Below are 19,121 nucleotides of genomic sequence, written 5' to 3'. Positions count from 1 at the left end.
TAATGAAAAAACTATTAAGTATTATTGTTCCTTGTTATAATTCTGAAGATTATATGGAACATTGTATTGAATCACTATTAATTGGTGGAGAAGCCGTAGAGATTTTATTAGTCAATGATGGATCGAAAGATGGTACACGTAGTATCGCAGATCATTATCAAGAGAAATATCCAACGATTGTTAAAACAATTCATCAAGAAAATGGTGGTCACGGTCAAGCGATTAATTCGGGCCTTTTAGCAGCAACGGGTCTTTATTTGAAAGTTGTGGATAGTGATGACTGGGTGGATGAAGGAGCGTATCGAAAGATATTAACTTTTTTAGATGAACATCAAAAAGAAAATTTAATGGATATGATTATTAGCAATTATGTTTATGAAAAACAAGGAGTTAAACATAAAAAAGTAATGGAATACCGTTCAATATTACCGATAGAAGAAGTTTTTAATTGGTCAGATGTCCACTTTCCAATTGGTAAATATTTGCTAATGCATTCGGTTATTTACCGAACAGAGTTATTAAAAGACATTGGTTTAAAACTACCCAAACATACTTTTTATGTGGATAACTTATATGTTTTCCAACCCTTACCTTTAGTTAAAAAGATGTATTATTTAGATGTTGATTTTTATCGTTATTATATTGGTCGCGAAGATCAATCAGTGAATGAGGCAATTATGATTAGCCGGATTGATCAGCAAATTTTTGTTAATAAAGAGTTAATTCGCTACTTTTCAACGCTCGATCATTCTGATGAGCATTTGACCCTTTATATGCGTCGTTTTTTAGAGATTATTACCGCGGTATCTTCAATACTCTTGCTTAAAGAAGGTTCGCATGAAAATTTAGTTAAAAAAGAAGAATTATGGAATTATATTGAGCAAGAGAATCCTGAACTTTATGGTAAATTAAGGCGTGGAGCTTTTGGTCATGCTTTGCATTTACCAGGTAAGCTTGGTCGTAAAACCGCTGTTCGTATCTATCAAACGGCTCAAAAAATCTATGGTTTTAATTAGGAGTAACTGTAAGCTGAGTTAATTAACTCGCCTTACAGTTGTTTTTTTAGTCTGAATTTGTATATAATGTTAATAAGAAAGCGATTTGAGGTGACTATTTGGTTTGAGAGAAAGAAAAAATCGACCTAGAAAAATAAATCAAAAGAAAATAATGAATCATCAGTCAAAACAAACAAAGAAACAACGTTGGCTAATTTTAGGAGGTAGCCTGTTGTTACTGATTGTATTATTTTTCACGTTTACCAATCGCTATGTCTGGCGCATTGAGGGGACCTCAATGACACCAACACTTTCACCTGGAGAACTCGCATTAGTTCGCCATCAAAAAAAAATTAATCGTTATGACATGGTCGCTTTTAAAGTTAATGAACCGTCTTTAAAAAATATTTATGTTGTTAAACGTGTGATTGGTATGCCGGGTGATTTGGTAGAAATTAATGAGCAACAGGTATTAATTCGGTTTGCTGCACCAGGTGTGAAGAATGATGAAGAAATGTTTAAGAGTCAAGGTCAAATTGAATTTCCGATGACTATCAATACGAAGAAAGTAGAACCAAAAGAATTAATTATTCCTGAGAATAAATATTTTATGGTTGGAGATAATGTAAATGGTTCTTATGATAGTCGTATTTTTGGATTGATTGATAGAGAACAAATAGAGGGGACACTTTTATTTAAATAAGTGTCCTCGAAGCTGAAAATAGAACCAACCAAACCGATTGAAAATGATGGTTTGGTTGGTTCTATTTATTTTGGCTTGTTTTTATCTTTTTCAGTTTCACGAATAATGAAAATAGGTCTTTTTTTAGTTTCTAAAAATATTTTTCCAATATATTTTCCAATAATGCCTAGGCTTAGTAACTGTAACCCTCCCACAAATAGAATAATCACAACTAGTGATGGCCATCCAGATGTTGGATCTCCAAAAATTAAGGCACGAATAATGATGAAAATTAAAGCAATCGCAGATAAAAGGCATGAAAACAAGCCTGTAAAGGCAGCTAAATTGAGAGGAGTATCAGAAAAATTAACAATTCCGTCGATTGAATAACCTAAAAGTTTCCAAAAAGACCATGATGTCTCACCTGCAACACGTTCAACATTTTCATAAGCAAGATAATGCGTATTAAAGCCAACCCAACTAAAGATACCTTTAGAGAAGCGGTTATATTCAGAGAGTTCAAGAATCGCATCAACCATTTGACGTGTCATTAAACGGAAGTCACGTGCGCCATCAACCATTTCAGTATCACTAATTCGATTAATAATGGAATAGAATTTTTTTGAGAAAAAGCTACGAATGACAGGTTCTCCTTTACGTGTCGAACGTCTCGTACCAACGCAATCAATTTCCGGGGACTGAATAATGGTGACCATGTCGGGTAATAATTCTGGAGGATCTTGTAAATCTACATCCATAACAGTAATTAAATCACCAGTGGTATGTTTTAATCCAGCATAAAGAGCCGCTTCTTTACCAAAATTACGCGAAAAAGATAAAAAACGGACAAAATCATAGTGATTAGCAAGATCACGCATTTTTTCTAAACTCGCATCAGTCGAGCCATCATTTACAAAGATATATTCAAAATTATAATGATGTTTTACTCTTATTTTTTCCATTTCTTGAAAAAAGATTGGAATCATTTCTTCCTCATTAAAACAAGGGATAACAATTGAAATAAGCATTTTAAGTCCTACCTACCTTCCTGCATACAGTTACAGCATAAAAGATTATTATAATCATTATCTGTTTCTTTATTATAACAAAAAAGTATCTTTAGATAAATGAGCTGTTTTTTTATCCTTGTTTATTTTGTTTATAAAATATTAGCGGTGTTTAAATAGGTTTGAAAAGATTTATTTGATGAGGGTTTTGTTTTGAGATATGAATTGAAAATGTTAAAATTATTTTGATTAGAGCAAACACTTATGTTTAAAAAATAATAGATAAGGGAGAGGATGAATCATTAAACTAGGAATGGTTGGTATTATTGTGTCAAACATGGAGGCTTCGCTTGATTTTTATGATTGTTTAGGTTTTAAAGTAAAGGAACGCTATAGTGAAAATTATGTTGAACTTGTCAATCAAACCTTAAATCTGTCTTTAAATACTCAAGAGCTGGTTGCTGATGTTTATGGTTTTAAGCCAGAGTTTACGGGTCAGCGAATAGAATTAGCTTTTGTGGTTGATGATTATCATGAATTAGAGAGTATTTGTGCTCGGATTGAAGAACAAGGATATGAATTAATAAAAAAACCGTGGAAGGCAGAATGGGGACAATACTATGCGATTATTAGAGATATCAATGGTCATGTCCTTAGTTTATACACGGAAAATTAAATAACTCTGCTTGGATAATTGTTGGTTGTTATTTAAAAAGGAGTGAATTGGGTGAGGAATTGTTGGTTCGCTGACCTTAGTTAGTTGTTTGTTTTTGGTATAGTCTTAAAGAAAAAGAGTCTTCAAAAAAATAAAACGACTAGCGAGCTTTTTAATCCACTCGCTGGTCGTTATTTTTTTAGTAAGCAGTCCAACCACCATCAGCGACAAGAACATCTCCATTGATGAAACTAGAATCATCTGAAGCTAAGAAAAGTGCCGCTTTGGCTAGTTCTTCAGGTTGCCCTGAGCGAGGCATAATACTCATTCCGAGACCTTGACGAGCCATCCCAAATTCACTGATATTCTTCATGCTACTCGCAATATTAGTTTCAACGCCACCAGGAGCGATTGCATTACAACGAATATTTTTGTCCGCGTACATGAAAGCTGTGTTTAAAGTTAGGCCAACAACGGCAAATTTGCTGGCAGCATAAGCAGCACCGGCACGAGCCCCATGTAAACCACCTACTGAAACAATGTTGACGATAACGCCACCCTCTTTGTTTAAGTATAAGTTAGTTGCTTCGCGCATTGTATGCATGACAGAAGTTGTATTAATCGCAATGATTGAGTCCCAACGGTCATCTTGAATTTCATGAATGGGTTCCATTCCATCCATGATCCCAGCATTATTAATTAAAATATCTAGTGTTTTAAAGTGTTCAATTGTTTGTTTGAACATTTCAATAATTTCCTCTTTGTTTGCTAAATTTATTTGAAAAGCAAAAGCTTGTCCACCTTTTTTTTCAATCGTTTGAGCGACTTCTTGAGCGCCTTCACCATTGATATCAGCAACAACAACTTTAGCTCCTTCTTGAGCGAATAATTCAGCCGTAGAACGACCAATTCCTGAGGCAGCACCTGTTACAATCGCAACTTTATCCTTTAATTTCATATAAAAAAGACCTCCTATTCATTTTGTATAATAACTGTACCATAAAATAATAGCGGTTACAATTGGATTAGCTTTCTTCCTTTTTTTAATCATTTTCTTTCTGTGTGTTTATAAAAAAGAACATTCAATAAAAGTAACCCCTTTCTTTTAGAACTATCCTTTTTGAGGTTCTTGCTTTAGAATGAAGGTATCAGTTATTTTTAGTTAAAATTAGAACGGAGAAAGAAATATGAAAAAACACAAAACGATGGAAGTACTAGCGATTCTATCCTTATCGTTAGTTTTAACATCAACTTTATCAATATCAGGAATCATTCCTGATTTATTGGTTCATTTTGAAAATTATTCACGTTCATCTGTTGAATTGATCGTGTCTGTGACGTCAATTGCAACAACGATTATGGTAGGACTTAACCCGTTTGTCTCAAAATTTTTATCAGAACGAGCGACCATTATTTTAGGATTACTGGTTATTGGTTTCGCAGGAATTATTCCTTTCTTTTTTATGAGTTATCCGATTATTTTACTTTCTCGGATATTTGTAGGGATTGGCGTTGGTTTACTTAATACTCGGGCGATTAGTATTATTGGTGAACGTTTTACCGGAAGTGTCCGGTCCAAGTTGCTTGGTTTTAGAGGGTCTGCGGAGACGTTAGGGCAAACCGTTCTAAATATGATAGCAGGTCAATTGATGGTGATTTCATGGAACAGTTCTTTTTTAATTTATGCAATCGCATTTTTTATTTTAATGATGTATCTTTTATTTGTTCCGAAAGTTGAAACTGAAGAAGCAAAGGAAAGTGAAAAAGAAAGTAAAAAGGGAATCAAGCTGAATGGAAAGCAGTTAGTTATCGTATTGCTACACGCTTTGTTTATTTGTCTTCTGATTTCTATCACAGTTTCAAGTATGTTAAGAATACCAAGTTTAATGGTTGAAACAGGTGTTGGAACAACGCTCCAAGCCAACCGAGTATTGAGTGTTTATATGTTTTCAGGCTTTATTTCAGGCGTTTTATTTGGTCATTTTATTCAAATTTTTAAAGAATATATTTTACCACTTTTTTTGGTTATTACTTCTGTTGGTTTGGCGATGATTGCTTTATCAGCAACGGCATTTTTATTAGGAATAGGGGCCTTTTTAGTTGGTTTTTCTTTAACAATTTGCGTTGTTTGGGTTTTTAATAATTTATCGAATACACTTCCTAGAGAAATATTGAATACCGCTAATTCATTTGTTTTAGTTGGCTCTAATTTAGGAGCAGCAACCGCACCTTTAGTCTTAGGAGGAATTGGTTTAATTAATCCGAGTTTAAAAACGAGTTTTTTAGTTCATGCTTTTCTTTTAATAGTTGTAGCAATAGGCTTATTCTTATTTTATAAAAATGAAAAATAAAGTAAAAAAACGCTCTTAGTTAAAGGGCTGTTTTTTTAGCCTTAAAATTGCTTTTTTTTATAAACAATCGTAAAATGAACATACATTGACCATTTGTTTTGCAAAAAAGGAGGCTATCTTGTGAAAAAATTAAAGTTTAGAAATTTTAATGAACCCGTCTTACTTGATGAAAATGATGATGCTATTTTAGAATTTGCTCCAAGAGCAACGTTACCGACTCGTATCGGTTTCAATATTTATAATCAAGCACAAGAAAAAATTGGAAAAGTTGAACGGATTAGAAGTGATTTTGGTTATTTAAATTTACCACGTTTTCATATTCATATTGGACCAGAAGTAATTGGGATAAAAAAAGAACAAAAAAATTATTCTGATAGATATGAATTTTTTAAGAGTGAGTATGATATTAAAGGGGAGTGGAGCGGACCAGCATTTGAAATCTTAAAAGAAGGTGAAATTGCAGCTTCTGTTAAAGTTAATACTATTGGTGAACCAAATAGATATCATCTTGATTTATTTGACTTAACGTTAGAAGCTCAAATTGCTGGTATTTTATTTGTTATTTGTTGGATTATGGAGGACGAAAGTAATCGTGTTGACCAGACTAAATAAAAAGTAGCCAATGTATCTGCCTCAAAAGCTAAATACATTGGCTGTTTTTTATTCTTTATCAATAAAATAGTGGCTATCTTCTTTATATTTTATAAGCGCTTTTTCCCAAACAGCTTTAGCATTCATGACACAACAGGGGCCATTTAACACGGTGCCACATTTGAAGTCCTCTTCATCTAAAATATCTAGAATGCGGTCATAACGTTGAACATAACCATCGAAATCATGACGTAGAACGTTCATCATGATTTTTTCTTTATTCGATAAGGTAATTTCGTAATCATAATTTGTCGTAAAGAGATAATCAGGTAATATCATTTCTTCAACGCCATGAAGACTGGTATTTCGTGCTAATGGAGCTCCTAACATCACAATCTTACCATTGCGACGATAGACTTCACGAAAGGGTGAATTTGCGCCAACAGGTGTGAAATCTTTATAGTGATCTTGTGTCATCGCATGAGCATCTTTTCCCCAAGCCGTTACACTATGAGTTGGATGGACACTGCGGACTACATTTTCAGATAAGCGCATGAATTCAGGCAAGACACCGATACAGACTGGTGTTTTTTCAACATCGAAAAAGCGGTGATCAAGATCAACGTTTCGATAGCTTAAAGTTGGAAATAACAAGTTCCCTTTTTTTACCGTCTCTTTAAGAGCTGCGATGACAGCAGCCGGTCCCCCCTCAATCTCTTGATCCCCTTTTAAAGCATTGTAAGAAGAATGAACAATAATGGTATCTTCTTCAGTTACCCCCAACTTGCGTAAATCTTCAATGATTTGTTTGGCTTTCATAAATTTAACCCCTTTAACTATTATTTTATCTTTAAGTTTAGCTAGTTTGGTTGAGATATGCAAAGAAAGTAAAAAATAGTGATCCATATTTTAGGCTGGCGTGTTTTTTTTAGGATCTGTTCAAATATATAATAATTGACTTCTGTTATAAGATAGCTGAAAATTAGTAGAGAACGAGGATGGAAGAGGTGAGGAAGATCGAAGATTTAAGACGAAAAAAAATTTATGTTGCGATTATGTTTTTACTTGTTATTGTCACAATGGTTGTTAATGTTTTAGAAGAAAATATGAATAATCTCATTAACTATGTTATTTTATTTCTTTTTTCTTTGGATACTTTTCATGCCTTATGGAAAAGTAAAAATAAAAAGGAATATTTTAAGTATCATTTTCTCGATTTCGTAGCTTTAATTCCGTTTTATCATGGTTTCAGAATGTTAAAATTTATTCCTCTAACCTTACAGCTGATTCGAATTACTTCAATTGGTCAAAGATATTTTTTGCCAGTTGTTTTACGATTACGTGAGATTGGTACGGGTCGACTATTAAATGCTTTTCTACTCATTTTTATATTTTTACCTCTGCCTTTGCTTTGGTTGGAACCTAATATTAAGGATTATGGTGACTTAATTTGGTGGGAGATGCAGACAGTGACGACTGTTGGGTATGGGGATATTGTCATTGAGACTAGTTTTGGTAGAGCAATTGGGATTGTTTTAATGGTTTTAGGTGTTGGTATCATCACGACGTTTACTAGTAGTGTCACTCGGGCGTTAAGTAATCCGAAATCAGTCATTCCAAATAAAAAAACAGAAGAATTAGATGAATTATTAAAAACTAAAAATTTCTCAATGGAAGATTTAGAAATTATTGAAGCCTGGGTTAATTTAGAGAAAAAGAAACGCTTAAAAAAATAAGCACTCATTGAATTTTAACTTTTATCATTGACATCTCATTTTCTTGTTGTTATACTATTTTCAATCAATAAAAAACACGTTGATAAAGAAAGTAAAATAAAGAAAACTTCTAAAGAAACTCTCGGTAGCTGAAAAGAGAGGCTGTTTATTTATTTGAAAATGACTTTTGAGTGGGTAGTTCGACAAGAGAATTTTCTTTAGAATTACACGGCTATTCCCGTTAACAGAATCTCGATATCACATGTTTCGATGATGTTGTATTGAGTTAGAGATAGTTATTTTTATTTAACTATGAATCAAGGTGGTACCATGTATGCTTATACATCCTTAAGAGATATTAATCTCTTGAGGATTTTTTTTATGATTATCATTCAATTAATAATAAGGAGGAATTAGTATGTGTCAAACAGTAACAGCGCATTATGATATTGTAGGTAGTTTTTTACGTCCGGGAAAATTAAAGGACACTCGAGAAAAATGGTTGAGAGGAGAGGTTAGTGAACTTGAATTAAAAAAGATTGAAGACCAAGCGATTCGAGAAGTGATTACGAAACAAATCGGGTTAGGATTACCAATTGTTAGTGATGGTGAATTTCGACGGAGTTATTGGCATCTAGACTTCTTTTGGGGATTTAAAGGAGTTGAACATACTATCATGAAGCAAGGTTATTTATTTCATGGTGAGGAAACAAGAGCCGATTCAGCTAAACTTATCGGTCGAGTTGCTTTTAATCCGGAACATGCCGTTTTTCAAGAATTTACATTTGCTCAGGAGATAGCGAAAGAAGTTGACGTTCGTCAAAGTATACCAGCACCAGCACAATTTTTTGCTGAATTAGTTCGTGATACCAATGCTGATGCCGTCTCTAAAATTTATCCTAAGCTTAATGATTTGTATTTAGATATTGCATCGGCATACCACGAAACCATTTTAAAATTGTATGATTTAGGCTGCCGTCATCTAAAATTAGATGATTGTACTTGGGGAATGCTAGTAGATAGGAACTTTTTGAAAACAATGACTGGGGGTGCTTATCAGCCAGAAGAATTAAAAGAGTTGTACCTGTCACTCAATAATGCAGCAATTCAAAATTTGCCTAGTGATTTATCTTTAACGACGCATATTTGTCGTGGAAACTATCATTCAACATGGGCATCTTCAGGGGGATATGAACCGATTGCAGAAACATTATTTGGTAAAGAAGAAGTTGAATCTTTCTTTTTAGAGTTTGATGATGAACGTTCAGGTGATTTTTCACCTTTACGTTTTGTACCTGAAAATAAAACCGTCGTTTTAGGATTAATCACAAGTAAAGATGGCAAATTGGAGGCGAAAGAGGAAATAATAAAGCGAATTAAAGAGGCCAATCAGTATATTCCCTTAGAGCGACTGCGTCTGAGCCCGCAATGTGGCTTTGCATCAACAGAAGAGGGAAATATTTTAACGGAAGAAGATCAGTGGAATAAAATAAAGTTAATGACAGAGATTGCGAAAGAAGTCTGGGGCTAGTAAATTAATTCGATAAATAAAATAGTTTAAAAAGCACATGTCAACAATAGTAACCTATTGATGATATGTGCTTTTTATCTATTGATGATCTCCATTAATTACCATATCGGAGGAGAATAAGTTTGTTGTGTTAACTTGTTTGTTTGCAATGACAATTCCAATACCAAAAAAACGATAACTTGAATCAAGCATATTTTTATTATGAGGTGGACTGTTTTTCCAACCATTAAAGAGCGCATGACCTACTAATACTCCAGTGTTTAAACTGCTTACACGAGCTAAGTTTTCGCCAGCAGAGCCATAATAAATCCACTTTCCGTTGTTAGCTTGACGAATAGCGGTGTCAAAGTATAAGTTGTTAGGACGAGTATGGCCAAACTTAGTAACGATTTCTTTAGATCTAAGTTTAGAAGCGAGAGTTAATTCATTGTTCCATTTTAAAGTATTTAAATTATGTTCCCTACGATAGTTATTCAACAGTGTAAAGAAAGTTTGTTCGGCGATAGGTATTTGTGCTGGGTCATCGAGGATCAAGGGTGTGCTATCAGAGACCTCAAGGCGTATTTCTTTATTTTCTCCAGGTTGTACGTTACCAGTAAGGATAGACAAGTCTTTCAAGGAATACTGATCACCCAAGCCTAAAGCTGAAAAATCAATCTTATAAAAACCATCCCTAGCATCTACTGTTAATGTGATACTTTTTATAAATCTTGGACTGTAATTAGGTAGATGAACATTTCTGGTATAAATATTAATCGTTAGGGTAGCTTCATTTTTTTGTTGGTCTTTTTTATCGTTTTCTTTTGATAAAATCTTAGCATTTTCAATAATTTTTTGAACTTGTTCTATAGAAGTTGCTAAAGTGATTTCTTTTTCAAAAACATTTTTTTGTTCTTTAAGATTTAAGCTTGCCATTGTTATTAAAGCATGGCTTTTAGCATTTTTTAATTGCTTTTCAGCGTTATCGAGTGCATTATTTTTCTCACTTTCTTTATAAGCTTCAGATAAAACATTTTGAACTTCGTTTTTTGAAATAGCTTTTTTTATTTGATCTAAGAAAGTCGTATTATCCTTTAAGTTAAGTGAATTTAGTTGTTCGATGGCTTCGTTTTTTATCAAAAGTAATTCTTTTTTTTCATTTTCAATCGTTAGAGTGTGTTCTTTTTTAGCTTCATTTAAAAGCTGTTCAACGGCACTTATCGAGGCAGCTTTTTTTATTTTTTCTAAATAATCAGCTGGTTTTTTAAGTTTAAGTTGATTTAATTGCGCACGTGCTTTTTCTTTTGCAAGAAGTAGTTTCTTTTCCTCTTCCTCCTGATTAGTTGAGGTGTTGTTTAAACTTTCTTCTTTAGCTTCATTTAAGATAACTTCTACATTAGCAATGGTTCTGGCTTGTAAGATACGTGTGACATAAGAAATTTTGTCTTTAAGTGTTAATTTTTCCAGTTGCTCAATCGCACTATTTTTCGCTTGTTCTAGTTTTTTACTCGCTTCTAATTCATTGTCTTCCAGTTCATTCTGGAGACTTTCATTTTTGGCTTGTTTTAAAATATCTTGAATGTCTTCTTTTGACTGAGCGGTTAAAATCTGAGAAATATAAAGATGACTATCTTTTAAATTCAAGCGATCAAGTTGAGCGATGGCATCTTCTTTGGCTAAAGCTAAAAGTTTTTCTTCCTCATTATCTCCTTCGTTGGGTTGGTTGATGAGATGTTCTTCCTTCGCAGAGTTAAGAAGCGCCTCAATTTCAGCCAACGATTTGGCTTGTTTGATTTGAGCAACGTAACTTGATTTGTCTTTAAGTGTTAATTTTTCCAGTTGCTCAATCGCGCTGTTTTTCGCTTGTTCCAGTTTTTTACTCGCTTCTAATTCATTGTCTTCCAGTTCATTCTGGAGACTTTCATTTTTGGCTTGTTTTAAAATGTCTTGAATGTCTTCTTTTGACTGAGCAGTTAAAATCTGAGAAATATAAAATTGACTATCTTTTAAATTTAAATTTTTAAGTTGAGCGAATGCGTCGTTTTTCACAAGCGCTAATTGATGCTCTTCTTCATTAATCCCCTCATTCGGTTTATTTGTTGTTTCGTCATCAGAAGGCTTTTCAATTGGCGGTATCACTTCAGGTTTATGATTGTTTTGTAGATTCATTTCATGAATTTCCAAAGCTTCTTGAAGGACTAATTTGATTTCATTAAGTGTATTTGCTTGTCTGATTTTAAGACTAAGTCGTTCTTGTTCTTCACCTAAAATTAAGGTAGTTAACTGTTCTTGAGCTGTTTCTTTTGCTTCAGTTAACTCATCGATATCAGGTTTTTCAGTTTCAAGATCGTCATTAGTTGTGTTTTTAGCCTCATTTAAAAACCCGTCAATTTCTTCAAGGGTAGATGCGGCTGTAATATTAGCGATAAAGGTCTCTTTTTGTTGAAGTGAAAGATCAAGCTGTTGAATCGTAAGGATTGCTTGTTCTTTGGCCTCTTCAAATTGACTGGACGTTTCAAGTAAATCATTATTTTTTTGATGGGCCTCTTTTGCTTGTTCTAGATAAGCTTCAATTTCACTGACGAGAGTCGCATTTGAAATCGCATTTGAGAATAAATCAACCTCATCAGCTAGCAAATGTAAAGTGGTTAACATTTCAAGAGCGGCTAAACGTGTGTCTTCAAGAGTACGTGTATCTTCTGAAACATTATTTTCAAGTTGAGCAATCTTTAGCTTTAGAGCTTCAATTTTTTGTTCTAATTCAGCAATTCTTAGTTCTAACTTCGCAATTTCAGAGACAATTGGATCGGTCGCTTTTTTTGGAATTGCTTGGGTTTGTAATAAAAAAGTATTCGACTGATTAAAGGTTTCAATGGCTTGCTCATATTGCGTTTGTAAAACTAAAACACTTTGTTGAGCGTGTTCGAATTGAAGCTGAAGGCCTTCCGGTAAAACAGGGGTGTCTTCAGAAGGCTCCCATTGCTTGATTTCTAATTGAATAGTATCTAAATCAGCTCGAGAACCTGTTAAGTTTGTTTCAACATTGATCACAGTCTCAGAAGCTGCGGTGACTTGATTTTGAGCAGATAAAATTTTAGTATCTATTTCCAAGTTAAATTGATTGGTTTCATTTAAAGCCTCATTTTTTTCTTCCAAAGTAACCACCGCAAGGGCATGTTCTTCCTCTAATGCCACTAATTCTTCTTTCAAATGAATCAGTTCTTCATCAACTGAAGGTAATGTCGGATAAACAGGTTTGACTGGCTGTTTGATAGTTGGTTTTGTTTGTTTGGGTTTGTGGGGTGTTTGTTCTGGATAGTGACTATTTTGCACGACATTTCCCTCAAAGGCCTCTGGTTCACTTTCTTTGGAAGTATCATCAGAAAGTTGATTCATAAAAGTTTTACTAGGGTCAACTTTTGCTCGATCAGTTAAGACATTTTCATTTTTTATTTCACCATTTGCGTCAGTTACTGTTACTTTACGACCATCAAATTTGATGGTTGTTCCAATAGGGATAGTGTATTCATCGCCTGGGTTAAAACCGTTTAATTTCATGAGGACATTTGCTTTAACGTTAATCGCTCGGCCAATTTCATAGAAAGTATCACCTTCTATAAAAGTGTAGGAGGCATCTTCTTTTTTTATTCTAGCCTTGATGGTTTCAGCACTGTTTGCAATCCAATCAGCTGCTTGGACATCTTGATTAAGAGAGGTTACAGCTCCGGTACCAATTAGAGTTGTATAAATCATACCTTTGACAATCCAACCTTTTTTACCTTTAACCATTCTTGGTTTGTAATCGGTTTGTATTTCTGAGGTTTTTCCATTCATTTATGACTACCTACCTTTTTTCTTTGTGTTGTCTATTAATTATTTATTATAGCAAAAATAATGAATAAAATCTCTGTTTTAGTACATTAAGTGATAAATTAATGAGACTGTTAACGTTATTTTAAAAGATTTTTATTTGATAATAAGACCAATGAGGAAAAAGATAACTAAAGTTATCGATAAATGAATTGTTTGTTTAAAATTAAAAGGATATATTAATGAAATCAGAAATTTAGAAAACCATCGAAAGTATCTAGACCATGATTTTTAAGATGAGCTATCAAAAAAGACAAAAAGGTTTTTTGATAAAAGAAATGGTTGTTAGAAAAAATAAAATCTAAAAAACTTTAGAGCTTAGTGTTTTTTATTATAATACCAGTAATATTTAGAACATTTTAAAAAACAACCAACTATAATTATATAACGGTTGTCATAAAAAAAGTGTGAAGCTATAATGAAAGGATCACTTTGTTTTTTTTAGAAAAAGAAGAAAATTTAATCAAGTGATAAAATAAGGAGGGAAATTTGTGGGGAAAGTAAAACTATTTTTATTAAGTCTTATAATGACATTCGGAATATTTTTATCATTTAATCCTGTTGGTTATGCACAAGATAAAACGATTTCAATTCAAGTCAAAGATGGACAAGACAATCAATTGATGCTTGAAGTTACTAATAATGGCAAGCAGTCATTAGAAAAAATCAAAGGAACAACCATCGTTCCAACTAAACTGAAAGAGGACTTTGAAACGTCTGATTTAAACTGGGAACTTGATTCATTAGAAGCGAGTAAAACAGAGAAACTGTATTTTCAAAAGAAAGGACCGGCTACTGGAGAGCAACAGTTGGTCAATGAAACAAATCAAAAAAATAATAAAAAGCAATCGATTATTCCACAGTTGGGTGAAAAAACACAAAAAGTAATCCTTCAAGTGATGGGGGTAATTCTGCTAACGTTGATGATTTTTTTACTGTATAAAAAGAAACAATCTAGCCTATTATTATTAGTGCTCATTTTTAACTTATTTGGATCTAATGTTGTACAGGCTGTAGAAGACAATATCGAATCTAAGTACTTAGCTAAGAATGGTGAAACGTATCTCTTTAAAACAAAACTAAGTTATTCTGTAAAAAAAGAGTCTGAGGTCACAGAAAAAGATCAAGAAATTCGTATATCAGGGACTGCCAAAGATAATACCGGCAACCTTTTAAAAAATAGTTTACTTATTTTTGAAAATGAAGCAAGTCATATCGAAGTAGAAACAAACCAAGACGGCTATTTTTTCACACATATTAATCAAAATCAAGACTATGCAGTAACAAGTCATGAGAAACTGAAAAGTTCGGTTATGATTAGAGAAATGTTAGATTATACGGTTACGGATGAAGTAGGAACGCTTGATTTGGGGAGAAAGATTGTTAATCCTGAAAATGAAGAGGCTTATGTTAAGTTAGGGGTTAACAGTATTTACTTAGATCCATCAGAAGCAAAATTACTTACGGATGGATCAGTTGAAGTTTTAAAAACTGGGTTTGAACAAGGGGATATCATCGTTGTGGATGCATCCGCAGACCATCCTAACGGTTATCTCTTAAAAGTAGAAAATGTGAAAATAATGGCAGATAAAACAATCCTAACAGGGAGTGAACCGAGTTTAGGGACGGTCTTTGAAGAAATACACACACCTACAACGGGTCCTGTTTTTAACGAACCTGAAGTGACATTCAATGAGGCGCTTGATTGGGAACAAGCACCGAAACGAAGAAGACATCGAGCAATGATGGCACCAAGAGCAATGGACGCTACTCAAAATGAATTCAAAAAAATGGCGAAATTTAAATGGCCTAAGGAAGAGGATAGTCATGCATCTTTAGGGATTGAGCCAACGATTTCTGGTGAAGTTGGGGTTACAGGTGTCTTTACGATGGATTATGCTCCAATGAAAAACAAACAAAATGTAGAGTTTTACGTTTCACCTTATACCAAAATAGATTTAGGCTTACATGGAAAAGGCGTTTTACAGAAGGAATGGGATCATGAGCTAATGAGGGTTAAGGTTCCAACGAGCGTTCCTTTGATTACGTTGAATATTCCAATTAGTTTCAACGTGAACCCAAAAGTTGAAGCAACAATCGGCATGAGTACCGAGTTTAAAGTGGAGCCAAAGCTTGGTTTTAGAGCAGATGAGAACGGTTTTGAAAATCTATCTGGAATCAATAAAGATATATTTTCAATTAATGGAGTTGAATTGAATGGTAAAGCTTCATTGGATGCGACCTTAAAAGCAGAACCTAATCTATACGCTGGTGAAAAAAATCAGTACTTTTCCTTAGGTGCAACTTTGGTTGAAGTGAGTGGAGGTCTTGGTGGAGGTGTATCAAGTGAATTTGGAAAAACACCAACAAGTATAACAAAAGCAGAATCAAGAATTGATGCTAAAACAAATGTAACCATTACCCCCTTCAAAGAGTTAACTGATTTATTTGAAAAAGCAGGATTTACTACAGAAACAGGCCTTGAATCAACGATGAATCTTTTTAAAACAGGTCAATTATCTGTAAATAGAGATGTGGCTGAAGCCAATGGAAATCAAGAAATTGAGGTCCGTAAAGGTGAAACAGTAGTTTTAAAAGTTTTAAATAATGAAGGTCAGCCAGTAACTCCGAAAACTCTCTTTTTATCAGATCATCAAACCGCAACCTTAGATAAAGCAACAATGGAATTAAAAATTAAAGAGGATGCTAAAGTTGGTGATAGCTTTGAAATTACTATGTTGGATTTTGATCAGCCTGTTTGGTTTAAAAATGCGCAAAAAGTGAAAGTGAAAGTAACGAATTTAACTTCTGGTTCACTCGAAGGTTTGATTACGGAAGCTTTAAATGATATGCCCATTGAAAAAGCACATTTAGTTTTCTTTAATGAAAAAAATGAAAAATCAGCTGAAACGATAACGGATGAAAAAGGTAACTATAAAGTCGATTTATCTGCGGGTAAGTATACTGCAGAGGTGACGGCTAAAGGATATATTACCGATAAAAAATATAATATTTTTATAAATAAAAATCAAACGAAGTATAATGCAAAACTTAAATTAGTGGGCTTAGATTATTCTGACGTCGGTGAGGTCTCAGGAATAATTAGGAATGATGTCTCAGGCGAAGGAATTAAAGAAGCCACACTGGTCTTTAGAAGAGGTAGTGACAACCGTGAAGGTGAGGTTATCACTAAAACACTAACTGATTCGTATGGGAATTATGAAGCTAACTTACCTGGTGGAAACTACACGATAGAGATGATTAAAAAAGGTTTTGTTACAGGTTATGCGGATATCATTTCACTAGGTAAAAGAGGAAATACGGATCAAAATGGTTCAATGACACCAGATTTTACCAATTCAGAAAAAGTTAGAATTGTTTTAACTTGGGGAGCTAATCCACGAGATTTAGATTCTCATTTAACTGGAGAAAAAGCGGATGGTAATGGTCGTTTTCATATTTTTTATCAATATCAGCAGTTTAAAGATAGTGAAAATAGTGTGAATTTGGACGTAGATGATCGTTTTTCATATGGTCCAGAAACAGTGACTATTTTAGATAAATTAAATAATGGAACGTATACCTATGCAGTTCACAAATATGCTGGTGAAAGTGAAATTCACTTGTCAGATGCACTAGTGAAAGTCTATATTGATAACCAATTGGTCAATACTTTTGCAGCACCAAATCAAGAAGGTAACTTATGGAAAGTCTTTGAGTTAAAAGATGGCAAAGTGGTACCTGTTAATCAAATGGTGACTACAGATAACACTTCACCTAATACCGATGAATTATTGCCCCAAAGTAATTAGGGGGAGCCGATAATATTTTAAAGACATTAAATTTGAGAGGATTTTCAAATTTAATGTCTTTTTGTTTTTTATAATGTCTAAAGTCAAAAGGAATATCTCTCATAGCCTCAATTTAGGAAGGCTTGACAATTTAAAGTTTCTTATTTACAATGTAAATAAAACCTTACAAAATGAAACGAGTTGATTACATTGATTCGCAATCGTATCAAAGTATTGAGAGCTGAAAAAGAGTGGACTCAAGCTGAGTTGGCCGAACGTATCGGTGTTTCAAGGCAAGCGGTTATTTCAATTGAAAAATATAAATATTTACCATCATTGGAACTAGCTTTTAAAATTGCCTATGTTTTTAACTTGCCGTTAACAGAAGTTTTTTACCCAGAAGAGGAGGAATAAAAAATGACCAGAGAAATAGTGATGATTTTTGTTTTTTTAAGTCTTTCATTGATAGCGAGTTTTTCTGCTTACTTTGAAGATAAAAAAAGAAAAGAATATCAAAATGATGAACGGTGGCAACAAATTACAATGAAAGCTAACACGTTTACTTTATATTTTATTATGTGTCTTTCGTTGGTTATGTTTTTATTGGGGTTATTCGCTTATTTTGGTTTAACAAGTAATTCAAATTTGATTAATCAATGGAATGGTAGTCAATTTGGTGCAACTTTTATGTTAGGTTGGTTAATTAGTCAGCCCTTTATTATTTTTATTACCCGAATTTACCTGTTATTCAAGTACGATAAAGAATTATAAAATAGCAAAACCAAAAATAAAGTGAAAATACAAAGGATAAAAAATTAGATTTTTTTGGAGTAGAGAAGTCTGCTCTATTTTTTTTGTAAAAATGAATCTAATCTTTGATTGAATTTTTTAATGAAGGTATTTGCTTCATTTTAGCTAGAGTTTCTTAATCTTTTTATCTAAGGAAATATAGACTTATAAATCTTTTTAAGATACAATAAAAAACGGAGGTTACGCAAAAAAATGGTTGGGAGGAAAGCAAATGAAAAAGAAAAGAATACTCATAGCTATTATTGGACTCATTCTTATTGTTGGTCTCTCATTTGGCATCATCCATCAAAAAAAAGTTGAAGCAAAACGCATTGCTCAAGAAGAACAGGATGCTAAACTTAAAGAAGAGAAAAAAGTTTTAAATGAAGCTAAAAAAGAGGTAGAGGAAGCTTATAAAACGAGAAAAAAAGAGGATATCAAAGTAGCAGAAATAGCGATTTCTAAATTAAGTGCTACTCAGCAGAAAGATAAGATATCATTAACAGATAGGTTAACTAAATTAACTAAGCTATTAAACCAGCTTGATGACGTCAACAAACAATTATCTAAAATCGAAAAATCAAAATCTCAAGCAGATATTGACGCTACGCAACAACTTATCGACAAACTAACAGATGACTATTTAAAAAAAGATAAAGAGTCGGCACAAAAGAAACTTAACGAGATTAAAACAAAACTGTCAAAAGAAAAAGAACAGGTTGAAAAGGCAAAGAAAGAAGCCCAAATAGCTCAAGAACGTAATGAAGCGACAACCCAAGTGGAAGCGTACGAGTCGGCACAACCACAGTCTCAAGAGCAGTCAGAGTCAGCTTACACACCGCCTGTAAATAGTGGCGCATCAACGGATACACCTCCAGCAACGGGTGGTAGCAACACTGGAAGCGGGACGTCTTCAAATGGAGGTTCACAAGGTGGAGGAGGTAAGGTTCAAACACCACCACCAGTAACAGGACAAGATAATGATATATCTGGTAATGATGCTCCAAATGGTGGGGAAATGGAACCAGGGGGCTGGTAATTATTCGTGATTAGAGGAATTAAAACTATACAAAATAAAAAGTACCAAGTAGTCTATAAAAAACTACTTGGTACTTTTTTTAGTACTCGACTACTCATTTTAACTCAGTTGTGCTTAAGCCAATTT

The 19,121-nt window shown here is 33.5% G+C and carries 15 protein-coding genes and 1 other annotated feature; of the genes, 11 read left to right on the top strand and 4 right to left on the bottom strand.

From position 1 onward, the window contains the following. The first annotated feature begins 2 nt into the window (after positions 1-2). The gene (locus ACTJFD_RS01450; RefSeq protein ID WP_442259255.1) at positions 3-1,016 is read left to right on the top strand and encodes a glycosyltransferase family 2 protein; all 1,014 of its coding nucleotides are present in this window, start codon (positions 3-5) and stop codon (positions 1,014-1,016) included. A gap of 103 nt (positions 1,017-1,119) precedes the next feature. Beyond that, complete coding sequence (lepB, locus tag ACTJFD_RS01445; protein ID WP_442259254.1) at positions 1,120-1,698, top strand: signal peptidase I; 579 nt, start codon at positions 1,120-1,122, stop codon at positions 1,696-1,698. A 65-nt stretch (positions 1,699-1,763) separates the two neighbouring features. Here the strand turns inward: lepB and ACTJFD_RS01440 are convergent, their stop codons facing one another. Further along, complete coding sequence (locus ACTJFD_RS01440) at positions 1,764-2,705, bottom strand: glycosyltransferase family 2 protein (RefSeq protein WP_442259253.1); 942 nt, start codon at positions 2,703-2,705, stop codon at positions 1,764-1,766. Between the two features lie 292 nt (positions 2,706-2,997). On the opposite strand from ACTJFD_RS01440, the gene ACTJFD_RS01435 reads away from it, so the two are divergent. Next, on the top strand, positions 2,998-3,360 hold the full coding sequence (locus tag ACTJFD_RS01435) for a VOC family protein (RefSeq protein ID WP_442259252.1): 363 nt from the start codon (positions 2,998-3,000) through the stop codon (positions 3,358-3,360). Between the two features lie 178 nt (positions 3,361-3,538). On the opposite strand, the gene ACTJFD_RS01430 is transcribed toward ACTJFD_RS01435, so the two are convergent. After that, positions 3,539-4,297: a glucose 1-dehydrogenase gene (locus tag ACTJFD_RS01430; RefSeq protein WP_442259251.1), complete on the bottom strand. Its 759-nt coding sequence runs from the start codon at positions 4,295-4,297 to the stop codon at positions 3,539-3,541. 229 nt (positions 4,298-4,526) lie between these two features. On the opposite strand from ACTJFD_RS01430, the gene ACTJFD_RS01425 reads away from it, so the two are divergent. Together ACTJFD_RS01425 and ACTJFD_RS01420 are read left to right on the top strand one after the other, a co-directional pair. After that, positions 4,527-5,690, top strand: coding sequence for an MFS transporter (locus ACTJFD_RS01425; protein WP_442259250.1), 1,164 nt, complete (start codon positions 4,527-4,529; stop codon positions 5,688-5,690). 120 nt (positions 5,691-5,810) lie between these two features. Next, positions 5,811-6,302: a hypothetical protein gene (locus tag ACTJFD_RS01420; RefSeq protein WP_442259249.1), complete on the top strand. Its 492-nt coding sequence runs from the start codon at positions 5,811-5,813 to the stop codon at positions 6,300-6,302. A gap of 48 nt (positions 6,303-6,350) precedes the next feature. On the opposite strand, the gene ACTJFD_RS01415 is transcribed toward ACTJFD_RS01420, so the two are convergent. Then, the gene (locus ACTJFD_RS01415) at positions 6,351-7,100 is read right to left on the bottom strand and encodes an AAC(3) family N-acetyltransferase (protein ID WP_442259248.1); all 750 of its coding nucleotides are present in this window, start codon (positions 7,098-7,100) and stop codon (positions 6,351-6,353) included. Between the two features lie 188 nt (positions 7,101-7,288). Here ACTJFD_RS01415 and ACTJFD_RS01410 point away from each other — a divergent pair, with 188 nt between their 5' ends. Together ACTJFD_RS01410 and ACTJFD_RS01405 are read left to right on the top strand one after the other, a co-directional pair. After that, positions 7,289-8,017, top strand: a complete 729-nt coding sequence (locus ACTJFD_RS01410) for a potassium channel family protein (protein WP_442259247.1) — start codon at positions 7,289-7,291, stop codon at positions 8,015-8,017. Between the two features lie 70 nt (positions 8,018-8,087). Next, positions 8,088-8,349: a binding site (T-box leader), on the top strand. Between the two features lie 65 nt (positions 8,350-8,414). After that, positions 8,415-9,527: a 5-methyltetrahydropteroyltriglutamate--homocysteine S-methyltransferase gene (locus ACTJFD_RS01405; RefSeq protein WP_442259246.1), complete on the top strand. Its 1,113-nt coding sequence runs from the start codon at positions 8,415-8,417 to the stop codon at positions 9,525-9,527. A gap of 78 nt (positions 9,528-9,605) precedes the next feature. Here the strand turns inward: ACTJFD_RS01405 and ACTJFD_RS01400 are convergent, their stop codons facing one another. Beyond that, positions 9,606-13,340, bottom strand: a complete 3,735-nt coding sequence (locus ACTJFD_RS01400) for a CAP domain-containing protein (RefSeq protein ID WP_442259245.1) — start codon at positions 13,338-13,340, stop codon at positions 9,606-9,608. Between the two features lie 527 nt (positions 13,341-13,867). On the opposite strand from ACTJFD_RS01400, the gene ACTJFD_RS01395 reads away from it, so the two are divergent. The 4 genes from ACTJFD_RS01395 to ACTJFD_RS01380 all read left to right on the top strand — a co-directional run bounded on the left by ACTJFD_RS01395 (position 13,868) and on the right by ACTJFD_RS01380 (position 18,995). Continuing rightward, positions 13,868-17,188 carry a carboxypeptidase regulatory-like domain-containing protein gene (locus ACTJFD_RS01395; protein WP_442259244.1) on the top strand — a complete coding sequence of 1,107 codons (3,321 nt, stop codon included), beginning with the start codon at positions 13,868-13,870 and terminating at the stop codon, positions 17,186-17,188. A 192-nt stretch (positions 17,189-17,380) separates the two neighbouring features. Beyond that, entirely contained in the window at positions 17,381-17,581 is a 201-nt protein-coding gene (locus tag ACTJFD_RS01390; protein WP_442259375.1) for a helix-turn-helix transcriptional regulator, read from the top strand. A 3-nt stretch (positions 17,582-17,584) separates the two neighbouring features. Next, positions 17,585-17,938, top strand: coding sequence for a hypothetical protein (locus ACTJFD_RS01385; RefSeq protein WP_442259243.1), 354 nt, complete (start codon positions 17,585-17,587; stop codon positions 17,936-17,938). Positions 17,939-18,188: 250 nt separating this feature from the next. Then, on the top strand, positions 18,189-18,995 hold the full coding sequence (locus ACTJFD_RS01380; RefSeq protein WP_442259242.1) for a hypothetical protein: 807 nt from the start codon (positions 18,189-18,191) through the stop codon (positions 18,993-18,995). Positions 18,996-19,121: the final 126 nt, after the last annotated feature.

Source organism: Vagococcus sp., assembly GCF_052102835.1.
Taxonomy (GTDB): Bacteria; Bacillota; Bacilli; order Lactobacillales; family Vagococcaceae; genus Vagococcus.
Note: the sequence above shows the minus strand (reverse complement) of the source record. Positions and strands in the feature narration are given on the sequence as shown.